This window comes from Amycolatopsis sp. NPDC001319 (assembly GCF_042896185.1).
GTDB lineage: Bacteria > Actinomycetota > Actinomycetes > Mycobacteriales > Pseudonocardiaceae > Amycolatopsis.
Genome location: NZ_JBIAWY010000005.1, coordinates 655,458 through 672,102, shown reverse-complemented (window position 1 = coordinate 672,102; position 16,645 = coordinate 655,458). Strand labels below are relative to the sequence as shown.

Annotated in this window: 13 protein-coding genes and 1 pseudogene; 12 read left to right on the top strand and 2 right to left on the bottom strand. The window is 71.1% G+C overall.

The window, feature by feature from the left end:
* The first annotated feature begins 199 nt into the window (after positions 1-199).
* Complete coding sequence (locus tag ACFY1H_RS22305) at positions 200-2,233, top strand: hypothetical protein (protein WP_386949024.1); 2,034 nt, start codon at positions 200-202, stop codon at positions 2,231-2,233.
* 14 nt (positions 2,234-2,247) lie between these two features.
* Positions 2,248-3,414: a S8 family serine peptidase gene (locus tag ACFY1H_RS22300; protein WP_386949021.1), complete on the top strand. Its 1,167-nt coding sequence runs from the start codon at positions 2,248-2,250 to the stop codon at positions 3,412-3,414.
* On the opposite strand, the gene ACFY1H_RS22295 is transcribed toward ACFY1H_RS22300, so the two are convergent.
* Positions 3,411-4,178: a class I SAM-dependent methyltransferase gene (locus ACFY1H_RS22295; RefSeq protein ID WP_386949018.1), complete on the bottom strand. Its 768-nt coding sequence runs from the start codon at positions 4,176-4,178 to the stop codon at positions 3,411-3,413. The two genes, ACFY1H_RS22300 and ACFY1H_RS22295, sit on opposite strands and share 4 nt — an antisense overlap.
* Positions 4,179-4,261: 83 nt before the next feature.
* On the opposite strand from ACFY1H_RS22295, the pseudogene ACFY1H_RS22290 reads away from it, so the two are divergent.
* From ACFY1H_RS22290 to ACFY1H_RS22270, 5 genes and pseudogenes are all read left to right on the top strand, one after another.
* Positions 4,262-4,995 (top strand): annotated as a pseudogene (locus ACFY1H_RS22290) (acetoacetate decarboxylase).
* Positions 4,996-5,004: 9 nt separating this feature from the next.
* Entirely contained in the window at positions 5,005-5,925 is a 921-nt protein-coding gene (locus ACFY1H_RS22285; protein WP_386949015.1) for a 3-hydroxyacyl-CoA dehydrogenase NAD-binding domain-containing protein, read from the top strand.
* Positions 5,922-7,451 (top strand): CoA transferase, encoded by a 1,530-nt coding sequence (locus tag ACFY1H_RS22280; protein ID WP_366578868.1) that lies wholly within the window; start codon positions 5,922-5,924, stop codon positions 7,449-7,451. The genes ACFY1H_RS22285 and ACFY1H_RS22280 overlap by 4 nt, the downstream gene beginning before the upstream one ends.
* 21 nt (positions 7,452-7,472) lie before the next feature.
* Complete coding sequence (locus ACFY1H_RS22275) at positions 7,473-8,771, top strand: aldehyde dehydrogenase family protein (RefSeq protein ID WP_366578870.1); 1,299 nt, start codon at positions 7,473-7,475, stop codon at positions 8,769-8,771.
* Positions 8,772-8,813: 42 nt separating this feature from the next.
* Complete coding sequence (locus ACFY1H_RS22270; protein ID WP_366578872.1) at positions 8,814-9,812, top strand: hypothetical protein; 999 nt, start codon at positions 8,814-8,816, stop codon at positions 9,810-9,812.
* A gap of 508 nt (positions 9,813-10,320) precedes the next feature.
* On the opposite strand, the gene ACFY1H_RS22265 is transcribed toward ACFY1H_RS22270, so the two are convergent.
* Positions 10,321-10,677 (bottom strand): hypothetical protein, encoded by a 357-nt coding sequence (locus tag ACFY1H_RS22265; RefSeq protein ID WP_366578875.1) that lies wholly within the window; start codon positions 10,675-10,677, stop codon positions 10,321-10,323.
* Between the two features lie 227 nt (positions 10,678-10,904).
* Between ACFY1H_RS22265 and ACFY1H_RS22260 the strand changes: the two genes are divergently transcribed.
* The 5 genes from ACFY1H_RS22260 to ACFY1H_RS22240 all read left to right on the top strand — a co-directional run bounded on the left by ACFY1H_RS22260 (position 10,905) and on the right by ACFY1H_RS22240 (position 16,580).
* Complete coding sequence (locus tag ACFY1H_RS22260) at positions 10,905-12,392, top strand: alkaline phosphatase family protein (protein ID WP_366578877.1); 1,488 nt, start codon at positions 10,905-10,907, stop codon at positions 12,390-12,392.
* 287 nt (positions 12,393-12,679) lie between these two features.
* On the top strand, positions 12,680-14,299 hold the full coding sequence (locus ACFY1H_RS22255) for an ABC-F family ATP-binding cassette domain-containing protein (protein ID WP_386949010.1): 1,620 nt from the start codon (positions 12,680-12,682) through the stop codon (positions 14,297-14,299).
* A 109-nt stretch (positions 14,300-14,408) separates the two neighbouring features.
* Positions 14,409-14,843, top strand: coding sequence for a hypothetical protein (locus ACFY1H_RS22250; protein WP_386949008.1), 435 nt, complete (start codon positions 14,409-14,411; stop codon positions 14,841-14,843).
* Positions 14,844-14,868: 25 nt separating this feature from the next.
* On the top strand, positions 14,869-15,975 hold the full coding sequence (locus tag ACFY1H_RS22245; RefSeq protein WP_386949005.1) for a sensor histidine kinase: 1,107 nt from the start codon (positions 14,869-14,871) through the stop codon (positions 15,973-15,975).
* Positions 15,972-16,580, top strand: coding sequence for a response regulator transcription factor (locus tag ACFY1H_RS22240; RefSeq protein WP_354881654.1), 609 nt, complete (start codon positions 15,972-15,974; stop codon positions 16,578-16,580). Before ACFY1H_RS22245 ends, ACFY1H_RS22240 begins: the two co-directional genes overlap by 4 nt.
* Positions 16,581-16,645 lie beyond the last annotated feature (65 nt).

The window sequence follows — 16,645 nt, the reverse complement described above, 5'->3', positions numbered from 1 at the left end:
GCAATTCGAACCGGCGGTGGAACCTCCGCCGGGCCCTTCACGTAGGTAGCGGGTGATCCGTTCCCTACTGGAGGTGTGTGTGCGTAAACCTTTGACCTTGCTGGGGGTCGTGGCGCTCGTCGCGACAGGGGCAGGGGTCGCAGCAGCAGCGCCGCAAGTGACACAACCGCAAGCAGGACAACCACACGACAGAACGGCGTTGCTCATCACGGGCGACGTCGTCACGGTCCACGACCTCGGCGGCGGCCGGGAAAGCGACGACGTGGTCCCGACCGCCGCCAAGGGCCCCGCGAGGTCGTTGGTGCACCTCGGCCTCGGCGGACGGAACTACGAGATCCCCGCGACCGCGGTGCCCTATCTGGGGAAGGGCCTGGACCTCGGCCTGTTCGACGTCGACAAAGCCACGACCGACCACGTGACCACGCCGACGCGCACGTTCGACCGCGCGGCCGCGCGGAACTTCGGTGCGCAGCTGGCGAAGCAGTACACGGAGGATCGCGCCCGTGGCGCCTTCGGCGGCCGCGGCCTGTTCGCGAACGGTGTGACGTACGGGGCGCCGGCGAAGGCGCAGCCCCGCAGCGTGCTGAACACGCTCACCCTCGCCGGGAACGAAGCCGACGGCACCCCGTCCGACACCGGCATCTCGCTGCTCACCGACCTCGACGACTCGACCCTGCTCGACGAGAACGAGGCCGTGAACTTCTTCTACGACGGCACGGCGAAGTACAGCGTGCCCGCCGGGAACTACAGCGCCGTCAGCGTTTTCTTCACCACCGCGGCCGACGGCAGCGTCAGCGGGGTGCGGGAGGTCGTGAACCCCGAGTTCACGGTGAAGGCCGACGCGACCGTGCGGATGGATGCCGCGAAGGCGACCAGCAAGGTCACCTGGGTCACCCCGCGTCCGGCGCTCCTGGACGACAACGGGTTCTTCGTCCGCCGCGCCGCGAAAACCGGGCCGGCGGTCACCTTCGACTACGACGCCGGCCCCGGTGTGCCGATGTGGATCTCGCCGGTCGCGAAGGCCGTGCGGATCGGTGAGCTGCAGACCTACCCGTACGCGCACCTCGTCTCGGCGCCCGGCACCGGCACGCCGTACGAGTACTGGCTGCAGAAGGCCAGCAGTGGCACCATTCCGAAGCAGCGCTACCCGGTGACCGACGCCGACGTGGCCACAGTGGACGCGAGCTACTACTCCGAGGTTTCCTCGCTCGGACGCCACCAGCGCAGCGGGATGTTCACGTTCGAGACCGTGAGCAGCCGCCCGTCCGTGCCGATCGCGCTGCCCCGGCACCAGATCGAGTACGTGCAGGCGGCACCCGACCTGATGTGGTTCGGCGGCACGGCCAAGTACTTCCGCACCGAAGGCGGGTTGGAGGCTTGGTACGGCGCCCAGCGCGCGACCACCGAGGTCTACACCGGCGGGCAGCGCAAAACCGAGGGCTACAACGAATTCCCGTTGCACCCGGCCGGGGCGACCGTGGCAGGCACGCCCGTTCCGCAGAGCTCGATGCTCGTCCCCGGCGCCGTGCGCGACGGCGACGACGTGTCGTTCGACCTCGTGCCCTTCACCGACAACGAACCCGGCCACACGGGCACCGGCCTCTACGGGGAGCCCGGCGACACCTTCTCCGGCCACTACCGGTTCACCCAGGACGGCGCGGTCGTCGCGGAAGGCGCACCGGGCGAGCAAGTGCAGTTCACGCAGACCGTGGGCGCCACACCGAGCACGCTCGGGTTGACCGTGGACGCGACGCACAGCGGACCGTTCTTCGCGCTTTCGACCGCGACACACACGGAATGGTCGTGGCGTTCGCAGCACGTCGACGGCCCGGTGCTGCCGGCGCCGTTCATCTGCCGCGTCAGCAAGGGCGAGGCGCCCGACACCGCGTGTGGCTTGGAACCGCTGCTCATGCCGACGTACGCGGTCGGCGGCCTCGGCGTCGACGGCTCCACCCCGCACGGCGCGCAGGCGCTCGACATCACCTTCGCCCGCATGCAAGGCGCGGCGAGCAGTGCCGTCTCGACGGCGATCGTGCAGTTCTCCACCGACGGCGGCACGACCTGGCAGGACGCCACCGTCACGCCCGGCCCGGGAGGAACCTTCCACGCGGCCTACTCGGTGGCGCCGGAGGGTGCTGACGGGACGGACGTCGCGCTCCGAGTGTCGGCTGCCGACGCGGGTGGCAGCACCGTCGCCGAGACGCTCACCGCCGCCTACCACGTGAACTTCTGAGGGGAGTGTCCACCGTGCTCGATCGGTTCAGCAGAATCCTCGCCGTCACGGCGATCCTGGGGGCGGCGCTCGCCTCCACCACAGCCACCACCGCTTCGGCGGACGCCGTCACCGGACCCCGCACGGCCTGCGGCGCCGTCGGCCCGACCTTGGCACGGTGTCTGAGCAGCTACGTCCCACCCACCTCCGCCGCGGCGGCCGACGTTCCGGACGGCTGGGGCGCCACGGACCTCGCGGCCGCGTACCGGCTTCCCGCCGAGGCCGGTCCGGGCGACCTCGTGGCGATCTCCATCGCCTACGACTCGCCGACGCTGGAGCAGGACCTCAACACCTACCGCGCGCAGTACGGGCTGCCACCGTGCACTTCGGACACCGGCTGCTTCCGCAAGGTGAACCAACGTGGTGAGGCCGCGCCGTTGCCCGGGACGGAGTTCGGCTGGAACCTGGAGTCCACACTGGACGTATCGATGGTGTCGGCGGCGTGTCCGTCGTGCCGGATCCTGGTGGTGGAGGGCGACAGCCCGCAGTTCCCGGACCTGGCCGCCACGGAGGACACGGCCGTGCGGCTCGGCGCGAAGATCGTGAGCAACAGCTACGGCGGACGCGAGAGCGGTGTTTCGCTCGCCTACGCGGCCAGCTACCAGCACCCGGGCGTCACCACCGTCGTCTCCTCGGGTGACGCGGGGTACACCGCCGCGAGCTATCCGGCGGTGCTGCCGAACGTGGTGGCTGTCGGCGGCACGGTGCTCGCGCACGACTCGTCGCCGCGTGGCTTCTCGGAAACGGCGTGGGTCTCGGGCGGCAGCGGCTGCTCCGCCTACGTCGCGAAACCCGCGTGGCAGAAGGACACGCACTGCCGCAACCGCACGGTCGCGGACGTTTCCGCCGTCGCCGAGCAGTTGTCGCTCTACTTCGGGCCGGCCGGCGGTTGGTTCACCGCGGACGGCACGAGCGCGTCGGCGCCGTTCGTCGCCGGCCTGATCGCCCGGGCCGGCCACGCGGGCACCACGTCCGCGGCCACGGTCTACGCCGCGGCGGCGCACTTCTTCGACGTCACCGAGGGCTCCAACGACCGGCTCTCCGGCGGGCACAAGTGCGGTGGCGACTACCTGTGCGTCGCCGCCGCCGGTTACGACGCCCCGACGGGTGTCGGCACTCCGGACGGGTTGGCGGGCTTCTAGGCGCCTCGGCGCGCGGTGATGAGCCACGCGCGGGAGCCGAGCCACACGCCGTCGGCGGTGTGGTGTTCGGCCATGACTTCGCGAAGCCGGTCGAGCGCTCGCGAAGTCTCGCTTTCGTCGAGCGGGTCGAGCGCGGTGCTGACCAGTTGCAACGGCCGCACGACGTCGGCGGCGGTCGCGGGATCCGGGCCGTAGTAAAGGGGTTCGGACAAGCCGGTGAGCTGCACGTCGGAGAACCCCGCTGTGGTCAGCACTTCGCGGACCACAGTGGGGTCGCCGAGGGTGAACGGGCTGGTGTGCGGCACCGGCGGGTTGCCGACCGCCCGGCTGATCTCCGACACCCACTCCTGCCGGTCGCGCGCCTGCCACACGAGCTGCACCAGCCGCCCGCCCGGCCTCAGCGCGCGGGCGACGTTGGCGAACGCGGTGACCGGGTTCGCGAAGAACATGGTGCCGAGCCGGCTGAAGGCAAGACTGAAGTGCGCGTCGGGGAACGGATGCGTCTGCGCGTCGGCCAGCTCGAACCGCACGTTGGTGACGTTTTCGGCCACCGCGAGCCGGCGCGCGGCCTCCACGCGGGGCGCGGAGACGTCCACACCGAGCGCGGAGCCCCGCACGGCGAGGCGGGCGGCTTCGCGGGTGGTCGCCCCGCTGCCGCAGCCGAGGTCGAGCACGGTGTCGCCGGGTCCCACGGCGGCGGCCTCGCGCAGCAGCGGTTGGTAGCGCTGGAGCTCGGCGTCGAAGTCGAAGGTCGGTGCGGCCATGGCGCCCATCATGCCCGCCATCGAGATGCGGCGGCGGAAAGTCGCAGGTAGATTGCGGTTCGTGATCTTGCGGGAAGTCGCTCATGCGTGAGGACGAGGTCCTCGCCCAGCTCACCACGCCCCTGGCCGCGCCGGCTTTCCCGCGCGGGCCCTACCGCTTCACCGACCGCGAATACGTGAACATCACCTACCGGACGGATCCGGCGGCGCTGCGGGCGCTCGTGCCGGAACCGCTGGTCGTCGACGAGCCGCTGGTGCGGTTCGAGGTGATGCGCATGCCCGACGTGACCGGCCTCGGCGACTACACCGAGTCGGGCCAGGTCGCGATGGTGCGCCACGGCGACGAAGCCGGTGAGTTCACCCTCGGCATGTACGTGGACAGCCTGCCCGCCATCGCGAGCGGCCGCGAGGTCGCCGCGTACCCGAAGAAGCTCGGCAAACCCAGGCTGTACACCGATTCCGACACCCTCGTCGGCTCGCTCGACTACGGCTCGATCCAGGTCGCGCTCGCCACGATGGGGTACAAGCACCGCACGCTCGACGAAGCCCAGGCGCGTGCGGAGCTGACCGCGCCGACGTTCATGCTCAAGATCGTGCCCGGCTACGACGGGCGCCCGCGCATCTGCGAGCTCGCGCGCAGCCAGATCACCGACGTGACGATCAAGGGCGCCTGGACCGGCCCGCGCGGCTGCACCTCGTGGCCCACGCGCTGGCGCCGCTGGCCGACCTGCCGGTGCTGGAGATCGTGTCGGCCGGCCACCTCCTGACCGACCTCACGCTCGGCCGGCTCGCGGTCGTGCACGACTACCTGGCTTGAGGGGAAACCATGAAGGCGACCATCGTCGGTGGCGGGGTCATCGGCGTGTCCTGGGCGGGGCTGATGGCCTCGCGCGGCCTGGACGTGACGGTCAGCGACCCGGCGCCCGGCGTCGAGGACACCGTGCGCGCCGGGCTGGAGGAGCTGAAGCCGGCGTTGCGGGAACTCGGCTTGCCGGCAGACGACTTGGCGGTGCGCTTCGAACCGGACCTCGCGACGGCGGTCGCGCAGGCCGACGTCGTGCAGGAGAACGGGCCCGAACGGCTCGATCTGAAGCACCAGATCTTCAGCACGATCGAAGCGCACGCTCCGGCGCACGCCCTGCTGTTGACGTCCACGTCGGGCATCCCCGCCACGGACATCGCCACGGCGCTGAAGCAGCCGGAACGGCTCGTGGTGGGGCACCCGTTCAACCCGCCGCACCTGATTCCGCTGGTGGAGGTCGTGCCGGGGGAGAAGACGTCGGCGGAGAACGTGGCGCGGGCCGTCGAGTTCTACGAAAGCCTGGGCAAGAAGCCGATCGTGCTGGCGAAGGAGGTGCCCGGGTTCGTCGCGAACCGCCTGCAGGCCGCGATCTTCCGCGAGTGCGTGCACCTGGTCGCCGAGGGGGTGGTCACCGAGCAGCAGCTCGACGAGGTGGTCACGTCCTCGCTCGGGCAGCGGTGGGCGGTGAGCGGGCCGTTCCTGAGCTTCCACCTGGGCGGCGGGGCCGGCGGGCTGCCGCACTTCCTCGAGCACCTGGGCCCTGGCCTGCAGAAACGCTGGGGCCAGCTGGGCACGCCGGACCTGGACGAACCGACCGTCGCGCTGCTGAGCGCCCAGTCGGAGGACTTCGGCGGCACGATCGACGAGCTGGCGAAGGCCCGGGACGAGAAGCAGATCGCCGTGATGAGGGCGTTGGGGACCACACCGGGACAGGAGCAGCGATGACCGTCACCGACCGCATCCGCGAAGCGCTCGCCAACCCCATCCGTTCCGAGGCCGACGACCGGTTCGACATCCACGCCGCGCTGGCCGAAGTGCTGGCCGACGCCGGACTGTCCGAAAAGGACTGTGGTGGCAGCGTCGAGTTCCTCGGCGCGGACCCGATCGTGCCGAGCGCGGTACGGCTGGGCGCGGCGCCGGCGATCGGGCTCGTCGCGAAGTCCGTGGCATTGGCCGCGTTGTGGCGCCACCGCGGTGGGCCGGGCCAGGACATCAGCATGGACGTTCGCACGGCGCCGCACCGGCTGTGCCCGTTCTACGACAAGAAGTGGGAGCTGATCAACGGCCTGCCGCCCACCAACACGGCCGACCCGGGCAGCCCGTTCACGCTCAAGTTCTACCGTGCCGGCGACGGCCGCTGGGTGATGCCGCTCGACATCTACCCCAAGCTCAAGTCCGCCACGCTCAAGCTCCTGCGCACCTACGACGACGAACCCGCCGTGGCCAACGCCGTCGCCCGCTGGAACGCCCTCGACCTGGAGGAGGCCGGCGCCGACGCGGGGCTCGTGATGCCGATGGTGCGCAGCACGGAGGAGTTCCTCCAGACGCGCCAATACCGCGACGTGCTCGCGGACCTGCCGTTGATCGAGATCGAGAAGATCGGCGACTCCGACCCCGAACCGCTGTCGGAGGGCGCTCGTCAGCCGCTCGACGGCGTGCGCGCGCTGGGTATGGGACACGTGATCGCCGGCGCCGCCATCGGGCGCGCGCTGGCGCAGCACGGTGCCGACGCGCTGAACCTGTGGCGTCCCACCGAGTGGGAGAACCCGGTGACGTACTCGACGGCGAACGTCGGCGTCCGATCGGCCACAGTGGACTATCTGCGGGACAAGACGGCGCTGGCGAAGGTGCACGAGCTGGTGCGGGGCGCGGATGTCTTCTACGCCAACCGCCGGCCGGGCCTCGTCGCTGGGCTCGGGTTGTCCGCCCAGCGCGCGGCGGAGCTCCGGCCGGGGATCATCCACACGACCGTGTCGCTGCACGGCGAGCGCGGGCCGTGGGCGCAGCGCGTGGGCTTCGACCAGACGGCGGGGTGCGTCGCCGGGATGATGACGCTGGAGGGCTCGCCGGACCAGCCCGTGCTGCCGCACATCGGCGTGGTCAACGACTACCTCGTGCCGTGGCTGGCCACCACCGGGATTTGCGCCGCGTTGATGCGCCGGGCGACCGAAGGCGGCAGCTACCGCATCCACATCTCGCTGACGCGCATCGCGTTGTGGATCATCAGCCTGGGTGTGTTCGACAAGGAGTACTCGCGCACGGTCGCCGGCACCGGTGAGCTGCACGCGTATGTCGACCCGGAGACGTTCACGGCCGAGACGCCGCTGGGGCTCTACCAGGGCGTGACCGACCAGGTGCGGATGTCGGAGACGCCGGGTGAGTTGTCGACGATCCTCGTGCCACGCGGGTCCGGGCGCGCCGAGTGGCTGCCGCGGTCGCCCCGCCGCAACTGTGGTCGGATTGGCAACTGACAACACAGTAGGGTCGTGATCATGATCCCGGACGTGGTTTCCCGCCTGCGCAAGTCGTTCGCCTCCGGCCGCACCAAGCCGCTGTCGTGGCGGCGCGAGCAGCTCGGCGCGTTGAAGCGCATGCTGCTGGAGCAGGAGGACGACTTCCTCGCCGCCTTGCAAGCCGACCTCGCGAAGAACGCCACCGAGGCCCGGCGCACCGAGCTGATGTTCATCGTCAACGAGGTCGACGACACCCTGGAACACCTCGACGAGTGGCTCGCGCCGCAACCCGCCGGGCTGCCGGAGCGGTTGCTGCCCGCCGAAGGGCGCGTGGTGCGGGAGCCGCTGGGCGTGGCGTTGATCATCGGGCCGTGGAACTACCCGCTGCACCTCGCGCTGGCGCCGCTGGTGGGGGTGCTCGCCGCGGGCAACGCCGCCGTCGTGAAGCCGAGCGAGCTTTCACCGACGGTGTCGGCCGCCATCGCGCGCCACGTGCCGGCGTACCTCGACCCCGAGGCCGTGGCCGTGGTGGAGGGCGCGATCCCGGAGACGACGGAGCTGCTGGAGCAGCACTTCGACCACATCTTCTACACGGGCAACGGCGTCGTCGGGCGGATCGTGATGACCGCCGCCGCGAAGCACCTCACGCCGGTGGCGCTGGAGCTGGGCGGCAAGAGCCCGGTGATCGTGGACACCGACGTCGACCTCAAGGTGGTCGCGCAGCGGATCGTGGACACGAAGTTCATGAACGCCGGCCAGACCTGCGTCGCGCCCGACTACGTGCTGGCCATCGGCGACACGGCGGCGCGCCTCGAACCACTGCTGACGGAGGCGCTGCGGGCGAAGTTCGGCGACGACCCGGCGGCGAGCCCCGACTACGGGCGCATCGTGAACACCCGGCACTTCGACCGGCTGTCGCAGCTCCTGGCCAGCGGCCGCGTGGTCACCGGCGGTCAGACGGACCGCGACGCCAAGTTCATCGCACCGACCGTGCTCGCCGAGGTGGCGCCCGACGCACCCGTGATGGGCGAGGAGATCTTCGGGCCGATCCTGCCCGTGCTGGCCGTGTCGTCTTTGGACGACGCCATCACGTTCATCACGGGCCGCGACAAACCGTTGGCGCTGTACGCCTTCACGGGGTCCGAAGAGGTCAAACAGCGCATCCTCACCGAAACCTCCTCCGGTGCGGTGACGTTCGGCATGCCGGTGCTGCACCTCGTCGCGCCGGAACTCCCGTTCGGCGGCGTCGGCGAAAGCGGCATGGGCCGCTACCACGGCAGGTACTCCATCGACACGTTCAGCAACCTCAAAGCGGTGCTCGACAAGCCATTGTCCTGACGACTCGGTGGAATCCCCCGGGGGCGGCTACGATCCTGGATCATGAGCCACCCAGGGGGTCAGCAACCGCAGGGTTATCCGCAAGGTCAGCAGGGGGGCCCGGCGGGGTATCCGGCGCCGGGACAGCCGGGTCAGCCGCCGCAGTGGCATCCCGAGACCGGCCAGGCGCAGCAGGGGTTCGGCCAGGCCGCCGGGTCGCAGCCGGGTTACGCGCAGCCGCAAGGGGAACCGGGCCAGCCGGGTTACCCGCAGCCGAACCAGGCCGGGTACCCGCAGCCCGGTTACCAGCAACCCCTGCCCCAGCACGGTCAGCCGCAGCAGTGGGGCACCCCGCCGCAAGGGCAGCCCGCTCAGCCGGGCTACCCGCAGGCGGGCCCGGCCGGGTACCCGCAGCAGGCCGGCGACCTACCGCCGGGCTACCAGCAACCCCTCCCGCAGCACGGGCAGCCGCAGCAGTGGGGCGCTCCGCAGCAGCCGTTCTCGCAGCCGCCACAGGGCTTTCCCCAGCAGCCGGGCCAGGCGGCCGGTCCACTGACCCAGCCCGGCCTCGGCGCGATCCCGGCCGTGCTCGGCGTGGTGCTGGAGCTGGTCGCGCTGTTCGGCGTCTCGTGGATCACCTTCACCAACGGCACTCAGTCGGTGACGATGACCTTCCTCGACCTCGTGAAGGCCGCCAGCGACAACGCGGCCGCCTCCGGCTTCGCGGCGACGTACGTGCAGTTCCTCGCCTTCCTGATCACCGCCGCGACCGCCGCGTCGGTGCTGCCGTGGACGCTCGGCGCGCTCCGGGCCAAACGCTCGGCGTTCCTGCTGAGCGGCATCCGCAGCCGCGAACTCACGCGGGCGAGCTTCTGGTGGTACCGCACGGTCTTCAGCGGCCGCGCGGCCGTCATGCTGATCCTCCACGTCGCCGGCATCGCCACCCTCTACTGGGGCAACTTCCCCTCCCTGGGCCTCGGCCCGATCCTCCTCCTGGTGGGCGCCGTCCTGGTCATCGCCGGCGCGGCCATGGGCCCCCGCCAGGCCCCGGCCATGCCCTGATCTTCCACAAGGGAACGTCAAGAAGACCAGCGCACACGGATCTCCACAAAGGACCCTAGGCGGCCGCTTCGAAGAACAACGCGACCGCCAGCGCCCCCGGATCGGTGACGCCGCGGGCGTTTCGCCGACGTAGCTCGCCCGGCCGCGTTTGGCCAGCAGCTGGGCGGTCGAGGCGGCGCCCGCGTCCGCGGCGTCAGCGGCGGAGCGCCGCGCGGTGGGCAGGGGGTCGGCGCGGGTGGCCTCTTCGGACAGGGCCGTGGCGGCCGGGCCATCGCGTCGACCATGGTCTTGTGGCCGACCTGGGCCTTGCCGAGGCGTTGGACGACGGCGAGGCCGGCCGAAGCCGAAGTCGCCAACGAAGGCGTGGTCAAGGCCGAGGAGCGAGCTCACCGACCTCGACCGCCGCGCCGGCGACGGCGACTTCGCCACCAACCTGCGCTCCGCCTGAAACCGCGCGCACGATCTCCCCCGAGCTCGGCGCGGGCCGCAGGCCCGGCCGGCTGACCTGTCAGGCCGGCGCCAGCACCAACGTGGTGTGCTGCCCGTTCAGCCCCTCGTTCATCACGAGCGCGCACGCCACCACGGTGCCCAGCCAGACGGCCGACACCGCGAGGTCCGGTCGGGGGACTACCGGGTAGAGCACCGGGGTGAACGTGTTCCCGCCATTGCCGCCCGTGGCCGCGTGGACGTGGTTCAGGTAGCGGATCCCGGTGGTCCGGTCGAACAGCACCGGGTGCCGGAAGGCCTCGCTCATGTCGAACCCGCGGCGCTTCTTCTCGGGGCGCGTGTCCGCGAACTCCGTCACCTCGACGACGTGGCCGACCGGGATCGGCGCGGGGTAGTTCACCGCGATTGTGCGATTCACACCGGCACCCTAGCAACCGCCGGCCGTTCCGCTGACGGGAAAAATGACACTCCACAGTGGACGCATCCTACGTCCGGTTTCACCGCTTCGTCCGGAAATCGAGTTACGCACGTCACTGCGCCATGGCGAGTTCGGCCGAAGTTCAGCCACTGCTCATCCACTCCTGGGCGAACGGCTTACCGCGGCGGACGAGTGTTCCTCGTGGCTCCCACCCCGAAAGGACCTCGATGACCGAGAACACCGACCAGGGCAACGGTTTCACGCGCAGACGCCTCCTGGGTTCCGCGGCCGCCGCGGGCGGTCTCGCCGCCGCCGCGATGGCGCTGCCAGCCAACGTTCGCAAGGCGATCGCTTCCCCCGCCCCGAAGAACGGCCGGATCTCCGACATCAAGCACGTCGTGATGCTGATGCAGGAGAACCGCAGCTTCGACCACTACTACGGCACGCTGTCCGGCGTCCGCGGCTTCGGCGACCCCCACGTCGCACGCCAGGCGGACGGCAGTTCGGTCTTCTACCAGAAGGACACGAAGAACCCCAAGGGTTACCTGCTGCCCTACCACCTGGACACGAAGTCGACCGCCGCGCAGGCGATCCCGTCGACGAGCCACGAGTGGGCCGTGCAGCACCAGGCCTGGAACGGCGGCAAGAACGACCAGTGGCTGCCCGCCCACCGCGCCGCCGACGGCGAGACCAACGGCCAGTACACCATGGGTTACTTCACCCGTGAGGACATCCCGTTCCAGTACGCGCTGGCCGACGCGTTCACGATCCTCGACTCCTACCACTGCTCGGTGCTCGGCCCCACGGGCCCGAACCGGCACATGTGGATGGCCGGGACGATCGACGCCGCGGGCGACTTCGGTGGCCCGTCGCTCACCACGAGCGCGCCCAACGGCCAGTACTCGTTCAAGACCTACCCCGAGCGCCTCACCGAGGCCGGCGTGAGCTGGAAGGTCTACCACCAGCCGGGTTCGGTCACCGGGCTCGCCGCGATCCAGCACATCGCCCAGTACTTCAACGCGAAGCCGGGCGACGACCTGTTCGAGAAGTGCATGAACCCGCAGCCGCTCGGCCAGTTCGAGTACGACGCGGCCCACGACCAGCTGCCCACCGTGAGCTGGATCCTGCCGCCGGCGGGCTTCGACGAGCACCCGGCCGGCCTGCCCGCCGCCGGTGCGACCTTCGTCGCCGGCAAGATCGACGCCATCGCGGCCAACCCCGACGTGTGGGCCAAGACGGCGTTCATCCTGTCCTACGACGAGAACGACGGCCTGTTCGACCACGTCGTGCCGCCCACGCCGAAGCCCGGCACCCCGGGTGAGTTCGTGTTCAAGACGTCGGTGACCGGTGTCGACGGCGCCGGGCTGCCCACCGGCCTCGGCTTCCGCGTGCCGTGCATCATCGTGTCGCCGTGGACCGTCGGCGGCTGGGTGTGCTCGGAGCTGTCCGACCACACCTCGCAGCTGCGGCTGCTGGAGCACGTGACCGGCGTGCGCGAAACCAACATCACCGACTGGCGCCGCCGCACCGTGGGCGACCTCACCTCGGCGTTCCGGTTCCACGACGCGACCAAGCACGCGCCGACGCTGCCCGACACCACGGGCCAGTACAACCTCGCCCAGTACGAGGTCAGCCAGTTCAAGCTGCCGCCCATCCCGACCACGCAGCAGAGCTTCCCGCACCAGGAGCCCGGCCACCGGCCGAAGACCTCCTGACCTCGGCGTTCGTCACCCGTCCGTCCATTCGCGACGGACGGGTGACGGCGCGCGCGGCTCTCGGCTGATACGATCGCGGGGAACTTGCAGGACGAGTTTCCAGGGAGTTGACCACCGCGATGGTGGCTGAGGACGACATCTCCGGGTGAATCCGGCGACGACAGCGGTGCGCACGGTCGGTTTTCGACCGCCGCGACACCGCACTTTTTCGTCTCCTCCTTCAAACCCTGCCCTGTCGTTCTCCGGGCGGCTCACGCACGCCCGCATCGCAGCTTGAGAGTCCTGTCATGTCCAAGATCTCCGTCGTCGCCACCGGCCTGTCCTTTTCCTGGACCGACGGCACCCCCGTCTTCGAAGACCTGTCCTTCACGCTCGGGCCGGGTCGCACCGGTCTCGTCGCGCCCAACGGCGCCGGCAAGAGCACCCTGCTCAAGCTCATCGCCGGCGAGCTCCACCCGCTCGCCGGTTCGGTAACCGCCGACGGCGTGCTCGGCTACCTGCCGCAGACGCTGCCGCTGGCCGGCGAGCCGACCGTGGCCGAGGTGCTGGAGATCGCGCCGATCGTGCGCGCGCTCGCGGCCATCGAAGGCGGTGACGCGAGCGAAGAGCACTTCGCGAAAGTCGGCAGCGACTGGGACATCGAGGAGCGCGCCCGCGCGGAGCTCGACCGGCTCGGGCTCGGCGACGTCGGGCTCGACCGCCGGCTCGACACCCTCAGCGGCGGCCAGATCGTGTCGCTCGGCCTGGCCGCGCAGCTGCTGAAACAGCCCGACGTGCTGCTGCTCGACGAGCCCACCAACAACCTCGACCGCGGCTCCCGGCGCCGCCTGCACGCCGTGCTCGGCGACTGGAAGGGCACGTTGCTGCTGGTCAGCCACGACCGAGACCTGCTCGACCGCATGGACCGGATCGCCGAGCTCGGCCACGGTTCGCTGCGGCTGTTCGGAGGCAGCTTCACCGAGTACGAGGGCGCGAAGAAGGCCGCGCGCGAGGTCGCGGAGAAGAACGTGCGCTCGGCCGAGCAGGAGGTCAAGCGCGAGAAACGCGAGCTGCAGCAGGCCCGCGAGCGCGCGGCGCGGCGGGCGTCCACCGGCGCCCGCACCGGCTCCGACATCCCGCGCATCGCGCTCGGCAACATCAAGCGGCGCGCGGAGTCGTCGGCCGGCAAGGCCAACGACATGCACTCCCAGCGGCTCGGCGCCGCCAAGGCCCGGCTCGACGAAGCCGACCGCGCCGCGCGCGAGGACGACACGATCGTGCTGGAGCTGCCCGACACCGCGGTGCCCGCCGGGCGCACGGTGTTCCACGGCGAGCGCCTGCGCGTGCGGGAGCTGTTCGCCGGTGAAGGCGCGACGCTGGCGATCCGCGGGCCGGAGCGGATCGCGTTGATCGGCGCCAACGGAGTCGGCAAGTCGACATTGCTGCGGCTCATCGCGGGCCTGCTCGAACCCGACAGCGGGCTGCTGACCTGGGCCGACGGCCGCGTCGCGTACCTCTCGCAGCGCCTCGACCTGCTGGACGACGACCGCACCGTGGCGGAGAACCTGCGCGCGGCCGCGCCGCAGCTGCCCGAGGCCGACCTGATGAACCTGCTCGCCCGCTTCCTGTTCCGCGGACCGCGGGCGCACCTGCCGGTCGGCGTGCTCTCGGGTGGCGAGCGGCTGCGGGCGACGCTGGTGTGCGTGCTGTGCGCGGAGCCGGCGCCGCAGCTGCTCCTGCTCGACGAGCCCACGAACAACCTCGACCTCGCCAGCGTGGAGCAGCTCACCGGCGCGCTCAACGCGTACCAGGGCGCGTTCGTGGTCGTGAGCCACGACGACCGCTTCCTCGCCGACCTGGGCCTCGGCCGCTGGCTCACGCTCGCCGACGGCAAGCTGACGGAAACGGGGCCGCCGTCGGATTCCTGACAAATGTCATGGGCGCTTCACGCGCCGGCTCACTGCTGCGAGCCGGCGCGTGCGCCCAGGATGAGTGGAGCACAAGGGGAGCACTCCACACCGTCCGGAAAGGACAGTCATGAACGCCGGATCCGCCGCCGTGTCCCACGAAAACCTCAACCACCCGCGCAGCCTCTCGGCCTTCCGCACCACGAGACTGCTCGTCATCGCCTACCTCACGCTCAGCGTGCTCACCGTCGGAGCGGTGGTCCTGCTGCGGAACAACTCCGCGATGGTCACCGACGCCGTGTGGGTGCGGACGGTGATCGTCGTGGCCAGTGCCCTGCTCACGTTGTCCTTCACCCTCCGGACGAGCAAGGGCTCGCGCCGCGCCTACCTGCGGCTGCGGTTGGTCACCGCGATCATGCTGGTGGCGCTGGTCGTCATCGCGGCACTGCCCGGCGCGTTCCCGGTGTGGCTGCGAGCCGAGCAGGGCGCGTGCGCGCTGCTCCTGCTGGGTGTGGTGCTGATCGTCAACGGGCGGCACGTCCGCTCGTTGTTCGCGCGGTCCTGACCACGATCCCGGTAGCGTGCCCGACGTGGACGACAACGTCGATCGCTGGGTGCTCGGGCGGCGCAGGTTCGTCCTCGACGCCGGCATGCTCGTGTACCCGGCGGTGACCGTGGCCGGCCTGGTGCCGCGCGGCGGCACCACCGCGGTGGTGGGCTGCGTGCTCGTGGGGTTGTTCAGCTGCTGTTACGTGGTGGCCGCGATCGCCGCGGACCGCGTGGCCCCGCGGGTGTTCTGGTGGTCGCTGTGCGCGCAGGCGGTGCTGTTCCTCGCCGCGTTGCCCTTCGCGCAGGCCGACGCGTTTTTCCTGGCCGCGGTCGTCGTGGCGTTTCTGATGCGGTTGCTGCGTGGCCGGGCGGCGGTGGCGGTGCTCCTGGGGGCCGGACTGGCGGCGATCGTGGTGCCGCCGGCCGTGCGGCCGTGGCACTCCGGGCCGGCGTGGTCGCAGGCCATCGCGCTCGTGTTCACCGCACTGATGGTCTACGCCTTCTCCGAGGCGGTCCGGGCGAACCGGGCGCTGGTCGAGGCGCGCGCGGAGGTACAGCGGCTCGCGGCCGAGGCCGAGCGGGCCCGGATCTCGCGCGACCTGCACGACCTGCTCGGCCACTCGCTCACCGCGATCACCGTGAAGAGCAATCTCGCCCGCCGGCTCGGGAAGACGGACGCGGAACGCGCGTTCGAGGAGATCGGCGAGGTGGAACGCCTTTCGCGCCAAGCGCTCGCCGACGTGCGCGCGGCCGTGTCGGGCAGTCCCGACGTGACCCTGGCCGGTGAGCTGGCGCGCGGCCGCGAGCTCCTGCGCGCGTCGGGCGTCACGGCCGACCTGCCCACGGCGACGGACGTGGTCGACGGCGCGCACCAGGAGCTGTTCGGCTGGGTCGTGCGGGAGGGGCTGACCAACGTCGCGCGCCACGCCCGCGCGACGAGCTGCACCGTCAGGATTTCGGCTTCGGAGGTGGAAGTGCGCGACGACGGAGTGGGCGCGGTGGCTGCTGCCGGCAACGGTCTGGACGGGTTGCGCTCACGCGTCGCCGAGGCCGGCGGGCGGATGGAGGCCGGGCCGGTGCAGCCGCGGGGGTGGCGGCTGTGCGTGTCGATGCCCGCGCCGCGTTCGATGAACGGAGCGCCGGCATGACGATCCGCCTGCTGCTCGCCGACGACCAGGCCCTGGTGCGCCAGGCGTTGTGCGCCCTGCTGGAGCTGGAGGACGACTTCGCGGTCGTCGCGTCGGTCGGCCGCGGTGACCAGGTGGTGGACGCGGCGTTGGCGGAGCAGCCGGACGTCGCGCTGCTGGACATCGAGATGCCGGGCCTCGACGGGCTGGCCGCGGCGGCCGTGCTCGCCAAGAAAGCGCCGGGCTGTCGCGTGGTCATGCTGACCACGTTCGGGCGGGCGGGCTACCTGCGGCGCGCGATGGAGGCGGGCGCCGTCGGGTTCGTGGTGAAGGACGCCCCGGCCGAGACGCTGGCCGACGCGATCCGCCGCGTGGTCGCCGGTGAGCGCGTGGTGGATCCGGCGCTGGCCGTCGCGACGCTGGCGGCGGGGGAGTCGCCGCTCACCGCGCGCGAGCGCGACGTGCTGATTGCCGCCCGGTCGGGGGTCTCGGTGGCCGAGATCGCGGCCACGCTGTACCTGTCGGAGGGCACGGTGCGCAACTACCTGTCGGCGGCGATCGCCAAGACGGGGACGCGCAACCGGATGGAAGCGCTGCGGGTCGCCGACGAGCGCGGCTGGCTGTGACAGCCCGTGCCGTCCCCCGCCGTGGGTACCCACGGTGTGGCGAGGTGCCGCACGGAAAAGAGGGA